10 protein-coding genes are annotated in these 16,102 nt (G+C 64.4%); 6 read left to right on the top strand and 4 right to left on the bottom strand.

From position 1 onward, the window contains the following. Together AC0L3E_RS32340 and AC0L3E_RS32335 are read left to right on the top strand one after the other, a co-directional pair. On the top strand, positions 1 to 174 hold a 174-nt coding region (locus AC0L3E_RS32340; RefSeq protein WP_473606603.1), incomplete at its 5' end, for a PfkB family carbohydrate kinase. A gap of 391 nt (positions 175 to 565) precedes the next feature. After that, entirely contained in the window at positions 566 to 1,267 is a 702-nt protein-coding gene (locus tag AC0L3E_RS32335) for an antitoxin Xre/MbcA/ParS-like domain-containing protein (protein WP_128307707.1), read from the top strand. A gap of 33 nt (positions 1,268 to 1,300) precedes the next feature. On the opposite strand, the gene AC0L3E_RS32330 is transcribed toward AC0L3E_RS32335, so the two are convergent. After that, on the bottom strand, positions 1,301 to 3,580 hold the full coding sequence (locus AC0L3E_RS32330; protein ID WP_128307708.1) for an NADP-dependent malic enzyme: 2,280 nt from the start codon (positions 3,578 to 3,580) through the stop codon (positions 1,301 to 1,303). 213 nt (positions 3,581 to 3,793) lie between these two features. On the opposite strand from AC0L3E_RS32330, the gene mutS reads away from it, so the two are divergent. Next, on the top strand, positions 3,794 to 6,523 hold the full coding sequence (mutS, locus tag AC0L3E_RS32325; RefSeq protein ID WP_128307709.1) for a DNA mismatch repair protein MutS: 2,730 nt from the start codon (positions 3,794 to 3,796) through the stop codon (positions 6,521 to 6,523). Here mutS and AC0L3E_RS32320 read toward each other — a convergent pair whose 3' ends face one another. From AC0L3E_RS32320 to AC0L3E_RS32310, 3 genes are all read right to left on the bottom strand, one after another. Then, positions 6,524 to 7,369: an aldo/keto reductase gene (locus tag AC0L3E_RS32320; protein WP_473606601.1), complete on the bottom strand. Its 846-nt coding sequence runs from the start codon at positions 7,367 to 7,369 to the stop codon at positions 6,524 to 6,526. A gap of 84 nt (positions 7,370 to 7,453) precedes the next feature. Beyond that, positions 7,454 to 7,846, bottom strand: a complete 393-nt coding sequence (gene copM / locus AC0L3E_RS32315; RefSeq protein ID WP_128307710.1) for a CopM family metallochaperone — start codon at positions 7,844 to 7,846, stop codon at positions 7,454 to 7,456. Positions 7,847 to 7,889: 43 nt separating this feature from the next. Then, entirely contained in the window at positions 7,890 to 10,394 is a 2,505-nt protein-coding gene (locus AC0L3E_RS32310; protein WP_473606600.1) for a heavy metal translocating P-type ATPase, read from the bottom strand. 185 nt (positions 10,395 to 10,579) lie between these two features. Between AC0L3E_RS32310 and AC0L3E_RS32305 the strand changes: the two genes are divergently transcribed. The 3 genes from AC0L3E_RS32305 (at position 10,580) to murJ (ending at position 15,933) form a co-directional block, all read left to right on the top strand. Next, a complete protein-coding gene (locus AC0L3E_RS32305) occupies positions 10,580 to 11,398 on the top strand; it encodes a glycosyltransferase family 25 protein (RefSeq protein WP_473606602.1) in 819 nt (272 codons plus the stop codon). A gap of 79 nt (positions 11,399 to 11,477) precedes the next feature. Then, complete coding sequence (locus tag AC0L3E_RS32300; RefSeq protein ID WP_128307711.1) at positions 11,478 to 14,279, top strand: [protein-PII] uridylyltransferase; 2,802 nt, start codon at positions 11,478 to 11,480, stop codon at positions 14,277 to 14,279. 46 nt (positions 14,280 to 14,325) lie between these two features. Next, positions 14,326 to 15,933 carry a murein biosynthesis integral membrane protein MurJ gene (gene murJ, locus AC0L3E_RS32295; protein ID WP_473606599.1) on the top strand — a complete coding sequence of 536 codons (1,608 nt, stop codon included), beginning with the start codon at positions 14,326 to 14,328 and terminating at the stop codon, positions 15,931 to 15,933. Positions 15,934 to 16,102: the final 169 nt, after the last annotated feature.

Below are 16,102 nucleotides of genomic sequence, written 5' to 3'. Positions count from 1 at the left end.
ACGGGCGCCGGCGATCTCTATGCCGCCGGCTTCCTGCATGGCTACACGCAAGGCCGCGACCTGCAGACTTGCGGCGACCTTGGCTCACTGGCGGCCGGATTGGTGATCCAGCAGATCGGCCCCAGGCCACGGCAGAATCTGCGCCGCGAGGCTGAGCAGGCGGGGTTGCTGTAGAGAAAGCTCTTCCCTTCTCCCCCTGTGGGAGAAGGTGTCGCCGAAGGCGACGGATGAGGGGTGCTCCAGCTTGGCACTGACGGTACTCCGTCCAACACCCCTCAACCGTCTTGGCGCTGCGCGCCAATCCACCTTCTCCCACAGGGGGAGAAGGGAAGGCCGCCTCCGCTTCTCACCGTCGCGCGGCTGTCACACATCGCACCTACACGCAATCTGGCGCCCCGCGACTGACCTTTCGGGGCGCCAACAGCCAGTTGGGATGTCAAGAAATGCAAGACAGCGAGCTGTCGGGCCGCAGCATCTGTTGCCGTCGCGATTTCCGCTTTACGCTCTAGAGATTCAAAAGCCGGCCGCAGCTGTGGGAGGAGAGCGCGGCCCAGAAGACAGATGTATGAACAGATTTCAGATCCAGGGCCTCAAGCAGGACGACTTCGCCGAGATGGTCGCCGAAGACGTCGAACGCGCGCTTGCCCACTATGACGAGACCATCAACAAGCCCACCATGGTCTCGGTCGGCAAAATCGCCGGCAGCATAGCGTCCGCCGTCACCTTGCTGTCACCGAAGCACCAGCGCGCTATCGACGCCATCCATACCGACCTGCCCGGCCTGGCCTCGAAATTCGTGCGCGCGCTGGCGGCGGAAGCCGCGCGCCGCAGCGAAGCCGGTATAGCCGGCGTGATCAATCCGCCGACGACCCCGTTGGCCGATGTCGAGCCTCCTTCGCTGCCAAAATCCGACGATCTCGAATCGATGCTGATCGAGGACTGGGCGGGCCGCGTCGCCGGCTCGACCTATCTGGAAGAGAATTTGCGTATCGCCCGCTCGACCCTGCACCGCTGGCAGCGGCGGGGCGAGGTCATCGCCTTGCGCAAGGGCGGCCGCAAACATGTCTTCCCGCTGGCGCAGTTCGTCGACGGCCGGCCGGTAGCGGGCATTCGCGACGTGCTGTCGCTGATCAGCAATCCCAGACTGGTGTGGCTGTGGCTGACTCGCCCCTCGGCGCAGCTCGACGGCCGCGTCCCGATCGACTTGCTGCGGCAGGATCAGGTGGACGAGGTCGTCGAGGCCGCGCGCGTGTTCGCGCCGGGCTGAACGCCTCCCGGACTCACCGCTAAGGCTCGCCGCTCAAGTCCCCGCCGTATACGCCGCGATCGCCGCCATGTTGACGATGTCCGAGTCCTTGGCGTTCAGCGACACGATCTGAACCGGCTTGTTCAGTCCCACCAGCAGCGGGCCGATCACGGTCGAGCCGCCGAGTTCCTGCAGCATCTTGGTCGAGATCGAGGCCGAGTGGAACGCCGGCATGATCAGCACATTGGCCGGGCCGGTCAGCCTTATGAACGGATATTGCGCCATGGCCCGCGCGTTGAGCGCCACGTCGGCGGCCATTTCGCCGTCATATTCGAAATCGACGCGGCGCTTGTCGAGGATGCGCACCGCTTCCTGGACGCGTTCGGAGCGCTCGCCCTGTGGATGGCCGAAGGTGGAATAGGCGAGCATGGCGAGCCTCGGCTCATAACCCATGCGGCGGGCAAAGCCCGCGGCCTCCTCGGCGATGTCGGCGATCTGCTCGGCATTCGGCATATCGTGCACGGCGGTGTCGGCGACCAGCACGGTCTTGCCTCGCGCCAGCACGATCGAGACGCCGATGACGCGGTGGCCGGGCTTGGCGTCGATGACGCGGCGGATGTCGTCGAGCGCGGTCGAATAGTTGCGGGTGACTCCGGTGACGATGCCGTCGGCGTCGCCCAGCGCCACCATGCAGGCGGCAAAGTGGTTGCGATCGTTGTTGATCAGCCGCTGGCAGTCGCGGAACAGGAAGCCTTTGCGCTGCATGCGCTCGTAGAGATAGTCGGTGTAGATGCCGTTGCGGCGCGACAACCTTGCATTGATGATCTCGATGCCTTGCTTGTTGAGGTCGATGCCGGCGTGCTTGGCGTTCTCCTTGATGACGTCGTCGCGTCCGAGCAGGATGGCGGTGCCGAGCTTCTGGTTCACATAGGAGACGGCGGCACGCATGACCTGCTCCTCCTCGCCCTCGGCGAAGACGATGCGCTTGGGCTGGCGGCGCACCCGGTCGTAGATGCGCTGCAGGGTCGAGGCGATCGGGTCGCGGCGGGCCGACAGCTCCTGCGCGTAACGGTCGAGATCGAGGATCGGCTTGCGGGCGACGCCTGAATCCATCGCCGCCTTGGCGACCGCGATCGGAATGGCCGAGATCAGGCGCGGGTCGAACGGCACCGGGATGATGTAGTTGGGGCCGAATTTCGGCCGGTTGCCCTGATAGGCAGCGGCGACATCGTCGGGCACATCCTGGCGCGCCAGCGCCGCCAGCGCCTGCGCGGCGGCGATCTTCATGTCGTCATTGATCGTGGTTGCCCTGACATCCAGCGCGCCGCGGAAGATGTAGGGGAAGCCGAGCACGTTGTTGACCTGATTGGGGTAATCAGAACGACCGGTGGCCATGATGGCGTCGGTGCGGATCTCGGCCACTTCCTCCGGCGTGATTTCCGGGTCGGGATTGGCCATGGCGAAGATTATCGGGTTCTTGGCCATCGACTGCACCATGGCGGTGGTCAGCGCGCCCTTGGCGGAGAGGCCGAGGAAGACGTCGGCGCCGTCGAGCGCCTCGGCGAGGCTGCGCGCCTCGGTCTTGACCGCATGCGCCGATTTCCACTGGTTCATGCCTTCGGTGCGGCCCTGGAAAACGACGCCCTTGGTGTCGCACAGGATGATGTTTTCCGGCGCAAAGCCCATCGCCTTCATCAGCTCGATGCAGGCGATGCCGGCGGCGCCAGCGCCGTTGCAGACCATCTTCGTGGTCTTCATGTCGCGGCCGGTGATCTCCAGCGCGTTGATCAGGCCGGCGGCCGAGATGATGGCGGTGCCGTGCTGGTCGTCGTGAAAGACGGGAATGTCCATCAACTCGCGCAGGCGTTGCTCGATGATGAAGCACTCCGGCGCCTTGATGTCCTCGAGGTTGATGCCGCCGAAAGAGGGCCCGAGGAACCGCACGCAGTTGATGAATTCGTCGGCGTCCTCGGTGTCGACCTCGAGGTCGATGGAATCGACATCGGCGAAGCGCTTGAACAGCACCGCCTTGCCCTCCATCACCGGCTTGGAGGCCAGCGCGCCGAGATTGCCTAGACCGAGGATAGCCGTGCCGTTGGAGATGACGGCGACCATGTTGCCGCGCGTCGTGTAGTCGAAGGCGCGGCTGGGGTCCTCGGCGATGGCCAGGACCGGAACCGCGACACCAGGCGAATAGGCGAGGCTGAGGTCGCGTTGCGTCGCCATCGGCTTGGTGGCGACGACCTCCAGCTTGCCCGGCCGACCCATGGCGTGGAATTCGAGCGCTTCCTGCGCGCTGACGGACGGACCGCTGTTCTCGGTTTTCCTGGCCATGATGTTCTTGATTTCCTCACCGGTGCGGCACCTCCTTGAAGCGGGTGCTTTGTTTCGGTCCGAATTAAGACCACGCGCCGCCGCGTGTAAACCGCCAGCGCGCGGGAATCGCCGTCCGCATCGGCAATTGCGGACAAGCTGCCGTCCAGTCGTCCCCTGTTTTTCGAAGCGCCGGCATTAAACCGCATCATCACATCTGCTAGCGTGCCGCGCATGAACATGCACAGCCCGAACGAGCCAGACGCCCCCGAGGCGATGACGCCGGCGCCGACCGTCCACGCCGGCGCCACGCCGATGATCGAGCAATTTATCGAGATCAAGGCGGCGAACCCCGATTCGCTGCTGTTCTATCGCATGGGCGATTTCTACGAGCTGTTCTTCGACGACGCCGAGAAGGCGAGCCGGGCGCTCGGCATCGTGCTGACCAAGCGCGGCAAGTATCAAGGGCTCGACATCCCGATGTGCGGGGTGCCGGTGCATGCCGCCGACGACTATCTGCAGAAGCTGATCGGCCAGGGTTTCCGCGTCGCCGTCTGCGAACAGATCGAGGATCCGGCCGAGGCCAAGAAACGCGGCGGCAAATCGGTGGTGCGCCGCGACGTCGTGCGGCTGGTGACACCGGGCACCATCACCGAGGACAAATTGCTGGCGCCCTCGGAATCGAGCTTCCTGATGGCACTGGGGCGGGTGAAAGGCGGAGCGGACCACTCCTTCGCGCTGGCCTGGATCGACATCTCGACCGGCGCCTTCCGCGTCACCGACACCACCGCCGACCGGCTGCTGGCCGACATCTTCCGAGTCGATCCGCGCGAACTGATCGTTGCCGAGCCGGTGTTCCACGATCCGGAGTTGAAACCGGTGTTCGACGTGCTCGGCCGCGTCGCCAGCCCGCAGCCGCCGTCGCTGTTTGATTCGGCCTCGGCCACGGGACGCATCGCCCGCTTCTTCGATGTGGCGACGCCGGATAGTTTTGGCGCCTTTTCGCGCGCCGAACTGTCGGCGATCTCTGGCGCCATCGCCTATGTCGAGAAGACGCAGAAGGCCGAGCGCCCGCCGCTGTCGCGGCCCGAGCGCGAAGAGCAGGGCTCGACCCTGTTCATCGATCCGGCGACGCGCGGCAATCTCGAGCTGCTGCGCACACTGTCGGGCAGCCGCGAAGGGTCGCTGTTCAAGGCGATCGACCGCACGGTGACCGGCGGCGGCGCAAGGCTGCTCGCCGACCGGCTGATGGCGCCGCTGACCGACCCGGCTGCGATCGGCGCCAGGCTGGATTCGGTGTCGTTCTTCCGTTCCGAAACGCGGCTCTGCCAGGCGGTGCGGTCGAGCCTGAAGAGCGTTGCTGACATGCCGCGCGCACTGTCGAGGCTGGCGCTCAACCGGGGTGGGCCGCGCGACCTTGGCGCGCTGCGCGCCGGCTTCGAGGCGGCAGGCGCGATCGCCGAAATCTTTGCCGCGACCGCCCTGCCCCCGGAACTTGCGGCGGCACTCGCCGCCATCCATGCTCTGCCCCAGGCGCTGGCCCAGCATCTGACCCAGGCGCTGGGCGACGAACTGCCGCTGCTCAAGCGCGATGGCGGCTTCTTGCGCGGCGGCTACCATGCCGATCTCGACGAGATGCGGGCGCTGCGCGACGAATCGCGAAAGGTGATCGCCGGGCTGGAGCGCTCGCTGATCGACGAGACCGGCATCCGCTCGCTGAAAATCCGGCACAACAATGTGCTTGGCTACTATATCGAGGTGACCGCCAACCATCATGCGGTGATGACCGGCAGCGATGGCGCCAAGGCGCGCTTCATCCACCGCCAGACCATGGCCAACGCCATGCGCTTCACCACGACCGAGCTTGCCGAACTCGAGACCAAGATCGCCAATGCCGCCGACCGGGCGCTGAGCATCGAACTGACCGCCTTCGAGGCGCTGACGGCGGAAGCGGTTGGCGAGGCGGAAAAGATCCGTGCCGGCGCCGATGCGCTGGCCGTGCTCGACGTGTCGGCGGCGCTCGCGCTGCTTTCGGAAAGCGAAGCCTGGTGCCGGCCGGTGGTGGATTCGAGCCTTGCCTTCGAGATTACGGGCGGGCGGCATCCGGTGGTCGAACAGGCCTTGCGCCGTTCGGGCGAAGGCCCGTTCGTTGCCAATGATTGCGACCTGTCGCCGGAGGGCAGCGCCAGGAACGGCGCGATCTGGCTCCTGACCGGCCCCAACATGGGCGGCAAATCGACGTTCCTGCGGCAGAACGCACTGATCGCCATCCTGGCCCAGACCGGCTCCTTCGTGCCGGCGACATCGGCCCATATCGGCGTCGTCGACCGGCTGTTCTCGCGGGTCGGCGCCTCGGACGATCTGGCGCGCGGCCGCTCGACCTTCATGGTCGAGATGGTCGAGACGGCGGCGATCCTCAACCAGGCCGGCGAGCGCGCACTGGTTATCCTCGACGAGATCGGCCGCGGCACCGCCACTTTCGACGGCCTGTCGATCGCGTGGGCGGCGGTCGAGTATCTGCATGAGAAGAACCGCTGCCGGGCGATCTTCGCTACTCACTTTCACGAAATGACCTCGCTGGCCGGCAAGCTGGCGCGGCTCTCCAACGTGACCATGCGGGTCAAGGAATGGGAAAACGACGTCGTCTTCCTGCACGAGGTCGGCAAGGGGGCCGCCGACCGCTCCTACGGCGTGCAGGTGGCACGGCTGGCCGGCCTGCCGGAAGCGGTGGTCGACCGGGCCAAGGAAGTGCTGCACCAGCTTGAGGAAGGTGAGGTTTCGGGCAAGACGAACCGGCTGGTGGACGATTTGCCGCTGTTTTCGGTGGCGGTGAAGCGGGAAGCGCCGAAGCCGCCCAAAAGCGATGCGCTGGGGGCGGCGCTCGGCGAGATCAATCCCGACGAGATGACGCCGCGCGAGGCACTGGAAGCACTCTACCGGCTGAAGGGGCTGGCGGGGACATAGTCAGATCATCTCCAACCCGCGCTTGCGCGCTGGTGGCGGGAAGGCGCGGTCGAGATCGGCGATGTCCTGCGGCGTCAGCTTGATGTCGAGCGCCGCGATGTTCTGGCGGACATGCTCCCGGCTGCTGGCCTTCGGGATGGCGATGATGCCCTCCTGATGCACCACCCAGGCCAAGGCGATCTGCGCGGAGGTCGCATCGTGGCGAGCGGCGACCGCGTCGAGCCTGGCATTGCGCGCCAACGCGCCCTGCTCAACCGGCGAATAGGCCATCAGCGGAATGTTGCGCTGCCGGCTCCAGGGCGCCAGGTCGAATTCGAGGCCGCGCCGGACCAGATTGTAAAGCACCTGGTTGGTCTGGACATTGCCGCCATCGGGCACGCCAATCAGCTCTTCCATCTCGTCGGTGTCGAAATTGCTGACGCCCCAGTGGCGGATCTTGCCAGCCTTTTTCAAGGTCTCGAAAGCCGCGACCGTTTCGGTCAGAGGCACGCTGCCGGGCCAATGCAAGAGATAGAGGTCGATGCGGTCGGTGCGCAGGCGTTTCAGGCTGTTTTCGCAGGCGCGCTGCACGCCCGCGCGTGAAGCGTTCGACGGCAGAACTTTCGAGACCAGGAAGGTCTCGTCTCGGCGCCCGGCAATGGCGTCGGCCACCACCTCCTCGGCACCGCCGCTGGCATACATTTCGGCGGTGTCGATCAACGTGATGCCGAGGTCGAGGCCGAGCTTCAGAGCATTCACCTCATCGGCGCGGCGACTGATATCCTCGCCCATCTTCCATGTGCCCTGGCCAAGCACCTGAACGGCTTCGCCTGAGGGCAGTTTGGTGGTTCTGATGGTCGACGGCATGGCGGGCTCCATTTGGGCCGATCGCATCACAGGCTGGACGAGAAATCCAGAGGCGCTCTCGCCGCGCTGGCGATGGCTGAAGACTTACTTCACCGGATGGGCGGCGAGCCAGGCCTGCATCTGCTTGATCTCGGCTTCCTGCGCGGCGATGACGCCTTCGGCCAGCTTGCGGATTTCCGGATCCTTGCCATTGGCGAGTTCGACCTTGGCCATGTCGATCGCACCCTGATGGTGCGGGATCATGCCTCTGACGAAATCGACATCGGCATTGCCGGTATAGTCGGACGCCATCATGTCGGTATGCATCTTGTCCATCGCCGCCTTGTAGCCTTCCGTCGAAGGGCTGGTCGCATCCGCCGCCATGGCGCCCATGTCGTGTTTCATCTCTTCGCTTTGCGCCGGAACGCTTTCGAGGAAGACGGCAACCAGCATTCCGGCTGCCATCAGCAGCAGCACGAGTTTTTTGGCGAAGGTCATTCATGGTCTCCTGTTGGATGGGTTTCGTATTTGGGGGCTTGGATCAGAGTTTCAATGTTCTCAGCCGCAACGCGTTTGCGATCACCGACACCGAAGACAGGCTCATCGCCGCCGCCGCCAGCATCGGCGACAGAAGCGTGCCGGTGAGCGGATAGAGCACGCCGGCGGCGACCGGCACGCCAAGCACATTGTAGAGGAAGGCAAAGAACAGGTTCTGGCGGATGTTGCGGATCGTCGCCTGCGCCAGCGTGCGGGCGCGCACGATACCGTTGAGGTCGCCCTTGACCAGAGTGATACCGGCGCTTTCGACAGCGACATCGGCGCCATTGCCCATGGCGATGCCGACATCGGCGGCGGCAAGGGCCGGTGCGTCGTTGACGCCGTCGCCGGCCATGGCAACACCGGCGCCTTTTGCGCGCAGTTCCTCGACAAGGGCTGCCTTCTGTTCCGGCAGCAGGGCGGCGCGGACCTCGTCGATGCCGAGGCTTCTGGCGATCGCGTTGGCCGTGCGTTCATTGTCGCCGGTCGCCATGATGATGCGCAAGCCGCTTTCATGCAGCGCCTTGATCGCCTCGGCCGTCGTTGCCTTGATAGGGTCGGCGACGGCGACGATGCCGGCCAGCTTCTTGTCGACAGCGACGAACATCGCCGTCTTGCCTTCGAGTTGCAACGCCTCGGCCTTGGCAGAGATGGCTGCGATGTCGACGCCAAGGTCCGCCATCATCGCGGCATTGCCGAGCGCGACCGTCTTTCCCGAGACCGAACCGGACACGCCCTTGCCGGTGACCGCCTCGAAGGCGCTGGCCTCGGCAACGGTCACGCCGCGCGTAGCAGCGCCGTCGACGATGGCTTCAGCCAGAGGATGCTCCGACCCCTTCTCCAGACCGGCGGCAAGCGCCAGCAATTCCTCCTCGGAAAAACCGTTTGCCGCAACGACATCGGTCAGCTTCGGCCGGCCTTCGGTCAGCGTCCCCGTCTTGTCGACGATCAGCGTGTCGACGGAAGCGAAGCGTTCGAGTGCTGCGGCCTCCTTGATCAGCACGCCGGCATGCGCTCCGCGCCCGGTTGCGGTCATGATCGACATCGGCGTGGCGAGGCCGAGCGCACAGGGGCAAGCGATGATCAGCACCGACACCGCCGAGACGATGGCAAAGATCAGGCTGGGCTCGGGTCCAAACACGGCCCAGGCGATGAAAGCGACAATCGCGACAAGGACGACGGCCGGGACAAAGTAGAAAGAAACGCGATCGGCCAACCCTTGAATCGGGGCGCGCGAGCGCTGCGCCTTGGCGACGAGATCGACGATGCGCGCCAGCGTCGTCTCGGCGCCGACCTTCTCAGCGCGCATGATCAGCGCACCATTCTTGTTGAGCGTGCCGCCGGTCAGCGCATCGCCCTCGACCTTCTCGACCGGCAACGGCTCGCCCGTGATCATCGATTCGTCGATCGAGGATCGCCCTTCCAGCACCGTGCCATCGACCGGCACGGCGTCACCGGGGCGTATGCGCAGGCGATCGCCGGCTTTGACGGCATCGAGCGGCACATCGCTTTCGGAACCGTCGGCGGCGATCAGCCGCGCGGTCTTCGGCGCGAGATCAAGCAAGGCGCGGATTGCCGAGCCGGTCTTTTCACGGGCGCGGAGCTCCAGCACCTGGCCAAGGAAGACCAGCGCAACGATGACGGCAGCAGCCTCGAAATAGACCGGTACCGCACCGCCATGGCCGCGGAACTGATGCGGAAAGATATCCGGAAACAGTGTGGCGACGACGCTGTAGAGATAGGCAGCACCAACGCCGAGCGAGATCAGCGTCCACATGTTGGGGCTGCGGTTGACGAGCGAGTCCCAGCCGCGGTGGAAGAAGGGGAAGGCGGCCCAAAGCACCACCGGACTTGCCAGGACCAGTTCGATCCAGACTTTTGCCCGGTCCTCGACCAGACCTTCAAACGTCAGGCCGATCATGGGTGCCATGGCGATGATCAGAAGGGGGACCGACAAGGCAGCGCTCACCCAGAACCGCCTGGTGAAATCGACCAGCTCGGGATTTGGCCCTTCATCGCCCGTTGGTACGCCCATCGGCTCCAGCGCCATGCCACAGATCGGGCAGGATCCTGGCTTGTCGCGGATGATTTCGGGATGCATCGGGCAGGTGTATTGCGTGCCTTTGGGCATCGGCTGCGGTGCCGGCCTGTCGCCGAGATATTTTTGCGGCTCCGCCTCGAATTTCGCCTGGCAGGCGGCCGAGCAGAAGTAAAAGCCCTGGCCTTCGTGGCGGGCAAAGTGCCTGGCTGTCGCGCGGTCGACGCTCATACCGCAGACCGGATCGGTGGCCGTCAGGAATTTTTCCGGCTCGGCGACGAATTTCGCGCGGCAGCCCTGGCTGCAGAAATGATAGGGATGGCCATTATGCTCGGTCGTCGCCTTGCCGGCGACCGGATCGACAGTCATGCCGCAGACCGGGTCGCGGACGACGCTCTTCGTGGTGGGCACCGCGCCTTTTGTCGAGCAGCAGCTACCATGCGCGTGATGATCGTGATCGGAATGCGTCATTCGAAAATGCCTCGATGGATCGGTGTGTGACGTGGAGATAGGGCTTCCAGTAACTGGAAGGTCAAGGGCTGTTTCGACTTTTCTTCTCCGGTCCACCGCGCGTCCATCCACCCCAAAAAAAGTCTCACGCGGCAACACCACGCCTGCTAGAGAGCGAGCGTCCCGGGGTGAGATTTTCTTTGGCAATGAAGCGTCTGGTCATCAATCTCGATCGGTCTCCCGATCGCCTTGCCCGTGTGACGGCGGAGTTTGCCCGCATCGACGTCCCATTCGAACGCGTTCAGGCCATCGACGCACGGGATCGGCCGGACCTGGACCAGCTGCCGCAAAATGTCGGATATCGGAACAGGCTGCCATTGACTGACGGCGAGATCGCCTGCCTGCTCAGTCACCGGGCCTGCTGGGCCGCCATCGCGCAAGGCGACGCTCGCTACGGGGCAATCTTCGAGGACGACATCGTCTTTGCCGCGAAAGCCGGCGCATTGCTTCGCGACAGCGACTGGATTCCAGCCGATGCCGAAGTCGTCAAGCTCGAAAGCTATTTTTGCAAGACCGTGATCCGACGCAAGCGCATTGCCATCGGTCACGGCTTTTCCACATCCAAACTCGACGCCGGACATATAGGAACCGCCGGCTACATCATCTCCAGGCAAACCGCGCTCGACCTGATCAAGGCCACAGAGGAGATCGGCATCGCTGTCGACGACCTTGTCTTCAACCCCGAGTTTTCGGTTTTGCGAGACGAGACGATCTATCAGCTTGTTCCTGCGCTCTGCGCACAAGATCAGTTCCTTGGCGACAGGGCGCTCCAATTGCCAAGCCTGCTCAGGGAAAAGCGCGATATCCAGTGCGCCGCCGGGACCGGGAGACGCAGAAAGACAGCCATAGCGAAGGTAAAAGCCGAGGCTCGGCGAATAGTCAAGCGCATTGCCGATTTCTGTCGACTGAAGCGGAGAATGGTCATTCCATTTATCTATCCGAGCCAGAGCTCAGCCGGGTCTTGAACCGGCTTTCAACGCCCCATACCCAGCGCCGCGAAAACGCGCTATAGACGCCGCCGAAACGGCAAGGCCGGCTGGGTATATGGCAAGAATCTCCCTGAAGCTCGACGAATTGATCGACGGCGAAGCCTTGCGCCGCGAGATGACCGCGCTGACCGCGGCCACGGCGGGCGACGGCTCCGGGCAGGTCGCGCGCAATGGCGTGCTCCAACTGCTCAAGGGACGACTGGCGGAAGGGCGCGCCATTGCCGAACGCATGCTGATGGACGATGGCGGCGGCAGCGCCTGCGCGGCGCGGCTGTCGCACCTCATGGACGAGATCATCCGGGCGCTTTACGATTTCGCCGTCACCCATGTCTACCGGGTCAAGAACCCGTCTTCGGCGGAGCGCATGGCCGTTGTCGCTGTCGGCGGCTACGGCCGTGGAACGCTGGCGCCCGGATCCGACATCGACCTTCTGTTCCTGCTGCCCTACAAGCAGACGCCGTGGGGCGAACAGACAGTCGAATACATGCTCTACATGCTGTGGGACCTGGGGCTGAAGGTCGGCCACGCCACCCGTAACATCGACGAATGCCTGCGCCTGTCGCGCACCGATGTCACCATTCGCACCTCGATCCTCGAAGCACGTTTCCTGTGGGGCGAGGAAAAGCTCTATGATGAACTGATGCTGCGGTTCGACCATGAGGTGGTGCGCACGACCGGCCCCGAATATGTCCAGGCCAAGCTTGCCGAACGCGATGACCGCCATGCCAAGGCCGGCGAAAGCCGCTATCTGGTCGAGCCCAACGTCAAGGACGGCAAGGGCGGCCTGCGCGACCTGCAGACGCTGTTTTGGATCGGCAAATATTTCTATCGGGTGCGCACCGGTGAGGAACTGGTCGACAAGGGCGTCTTCACCGAGGGCGAATACCGCGAGTTCCAGAAGGCCGAGGATTTCCTGTGGGCGGTACGCTGCCACATGCATTTCCTCACCGGCAAGGCCGAAGAGCGGTTGCATTTCGACATCCAGCGCGAGATCGCCGAACGGCTCGGCTACACCACACACCCCGGCCTGTCGGCGGTCGAGCGCTTCATGAAGCACTACTTTCTCGTTGCCAAGGACGTCGGCGACCTGACCCGCATCTTCTGCGCCGCGCTCGAGGAGGAGCAGGCCAAGCACGTACCTGGCTTCAACCGCATCTTCCTGACTTTCTCCAGGCGCAAGCGCAAGCTGGCCGGTACTTCCGACTTCATTGTCGACAACCACCGCATCAACATCGCCGACGACCAGGTGTTCGAGCGCGATCCGGTCAATCTGCTCAGGCTGTTCTGGTTCGCCGACAAGCACGGTCTGGAATTCCACCCTGACGCGCTGAAGCTGCTGACCCGTTCGCTCGGCCTGGTCAACAAGTCGCTGCGGCGCGACGAGGAGGCCAACCGGCTGTTCCTCGACATATTGACCTCGGATCGCAATGCCGAACTCAATCTGCGTCGCATGAACGAAGCCGGACTGCTCGGCAGGCTGATCCCGGATTTCGGCAAGATCGTCGCCATGATGCAGTTCTCGATGTACCACCACTACACGGTGGACGAGCATCTGATCCGCTGCATCGGCGTGCTGGCCGAGATCGAGCGCGGCGACGGCGAAAAGGTCCACCCCCTGTCGCACACGCTGATGCCGGGCCTGAAGAAGAGCCGCGAGGCGCTCTATGTCGCCGTACTGCTGCACGACATCGCCAAGGGCAGGCCGGAGGACCATTCCGAGGCCGGGGCCAGGATCGCCCGTCGCATCTGCCCGCATATGGGGCTGTCGCCGGCCGATACCGAAACCGTGGCCTGGCTGGTCGAGAACCACCTCGTGATGTCGATGACGGCGCAGACCCGCGACCTCAACGACCGCAAGACCATCGAGGATTTTGCCGCGATCGTGCAGTCGGTCGAGCGGCTGAAGCTGCTTTTGATCCTCACCGTCTGCGACATCAGGGGCGTCGGACCCGGTGTCTGGAACGGCTGGAAGGGCCAGCTGCTGCGCACGCTCTACTACGAGACCGAATTGCTGCTGACCGGCGGGTTTTCGGAAGTGTCGCGCGCCCAGCGCACGGCGGCGGCGCGCGAGCTTCTGGCCGAGGCGCTTGCCGACTGGCCGGACAAGGCCCGCAAGCGCTATGTCGGCCAACACTACGAGAATTACCTTTTGACCGTCGATCTCGCAGACCAGTTGCGCCATGCCGAGTTCATCCGCGAAGCCGACGTGTCAGGCAACAAGCTTGCCACCATGGTCAAGACCCACCAGTTCGAGGCGGTGACCGAAATCACCGTGCTGGCGCAGGACCACCCCCGTCTGCTCTCGGTCATCGCCGGGGCTTGCGCCGGAGCCGGCGGCAACATTGTCGACGCGCAGATCTTCACGACGTCGGATGGCCGCGCCCTCGACACGATCCTGATCAGCAGAGAATTCGATCGCGACGAGGACGAGCGCCGGCGTGCCGAGCGTGTCGGCCGGCTGATCGAGGACGTGCTGTCGGGCAAGAGCTGGCTGCCGGAAATGATCGAGAAGCGCACCAAGCCGCGGCGCGGCTCCAAGGTGTTCAAGATCCCGCCGCGCGCCGAAATCCGCAACACGCTGTCGAACCGTTTTTCAGTCATCGAGGTCGAGGGCCTCGACCGGCCGGGACTGCTGTCGGAGATCACCGGAACGCTTTCCGACCTGTCGCTCGACATCGCATCGGCCCACATCACCACCTTCGGCGAAAAGGTCATCGACACTTTCTATGTCACCGATCTCACTGGCCAGAAGATAGATAGCCCGGCCCGCATCGCCACCATCCGCAATCGGCTGATGGCAACGCTCGAAGGCATCGTGCCCGAACGCGGCGGCAAGTCCAGGGCGGCGGCCGAGTGACAACGACCATCACTTTGTCCCAATTTCGCAGGCAGTTCCCAAAAGCATGAGCCTCGTCAAGAAATTCGCAACGGTCGCTTCCGGCACGCTGATGAGCCGCGCGCTCGGTTTCGGCCGCGAGATGCTGATGGCCGCCGCACTCGGTACCGGACCGGTCGCCGATGCCTTCAACGCCGCTTTCCAGTTTCCCAACACCTTTCGCCGGCTGTTTGCCGAAGGCGCCTTCAACGCCGCCTTCGTGCCGCTGTTCGCCAAGGAGATCGAGACCCACGGTACCGAAGGCGCCAAGCGCTTTTCTGAGGAAGTGTTCGGCGTGCTGTTCACGGCGCTGCTGGCGCTGACGATCATCATGGAACTGTCGATGCCGCTGATCGTGCGCTATCTGGTGGCGCCGGGTTTTGCCGGCACGCCGGGGAAGTTCGACACCACGGTGACGCTGGCGACGATCATGTTTCCCTATCTGATCTGCATGTCGCTGGGCGCGATGATGGCGGGCATGCTGAATTCGCTGCGCCGCTATTTCGCCGCCGCGGTGGCACCGGTGTTCCTCAACATCATCCTGATCGGCGTGCTCGCCTATGCCTGGTATAAGGGCTCGGATGCCCTCACCGTCGGCTACGGGCTGTCCTGGGGCGTGCTTGCCGCCGGACTGGTGCAACTGGCGATCGTCTGGGTGGCGGTGCGCCACGCCGGCATCTCGATCGGCTTCCGCCGGCCGAAAATGACGCCCGCGGTCAAGCGGCTGCTGATCCTGGCGCTGCCGGCGGCGATCACCGGCGGCATCACCCAGATCAACCAACTGATCGGCACAGCAATCGCCTCGGCGCAGAACAGCGCAGTGTCCTCGCTCGCCTATGCCGACCGCATCTACCAGCTGCCGCTCGGCGTGGTCGGCGTCGCGGTCGCAATCGTGCTGTTGCCCGAACTGTCGCGGGCGCTGAAGTCGGGTAATCTGATCGAGGCGGCCAATCTGCAGAACCGCTCGGTGGAATTCACGCTGTTCCTGACGCTGCCGGCAGCAGCCGCACTCTGGGTGATGTCGGAGCCGATCGTGCGGCTGGTCTATGAGCGGGGCGCATTTGCCGCCAACGGCTCGACGCCGACAGTGGCGGCTATCCTGGCCATCTTCGGCCTCGGCCTGCCGGCCTTCGTGCTGATCAAGGCGTTCACGCCAGGTTACTTTGCCCGCGAGGATACGCGAACGCCGATGATCTTTGCCGCCATCTCGGTGGCGGTCAACGTCACCACGGCACTGACGCTGTTTCCACGGATGGGGGCGCCCGGCATTGCGGTGGCCTCGGCCGTCGCCGGCTGGGTCAACGCGCTGATGCTGCTCGGCGTCTTGATTCGGCGCGGCCATTGGGGGCGCGACGTGCCGCTGATGAAACGCATTCCGCGGCTGGTGCTGTCGGCGATCGTGATGGGAGCGGCGCTCTATTTTGCCGAGCACTGGTTCGCCGTCAGGCTCGGGCCGGGCTCGCCGCTGGTGGTCAAGGCGACGACGCTGCTGTCGCTGGTTGCCGGCGGAGCACTGCTCTACTTCATCACCGCGTTTGCCACCGGCGGCGCCGATTTCGGCATGATCCGACGCAACGTCAAGCGGGGATCGGGCAAGTCGGCGCCACCGGTCGCAAAGACCGACCTGGACGAGTAGAGCGCCCGACACGCCCGCAGCGCCGTCTTGATCGCAGCGCCGTCTTCGTCCATAAGCGCGCCGTCGCAAGACTTTCGCCGCGCGCGGTTTCCAGCCGCGCGATTGGCTCCGAAAAGTCTGCAACTTTTCGGAATCACGCTTATACGGCCCTCCACAAGCCATGAGGACA

This window comes from Mesorhizobium sp. WSM4822, from assembly GCF_055811155.1.
This window is presented reverse-complemented; position numbering and strand designations above follow the sequence as displayed.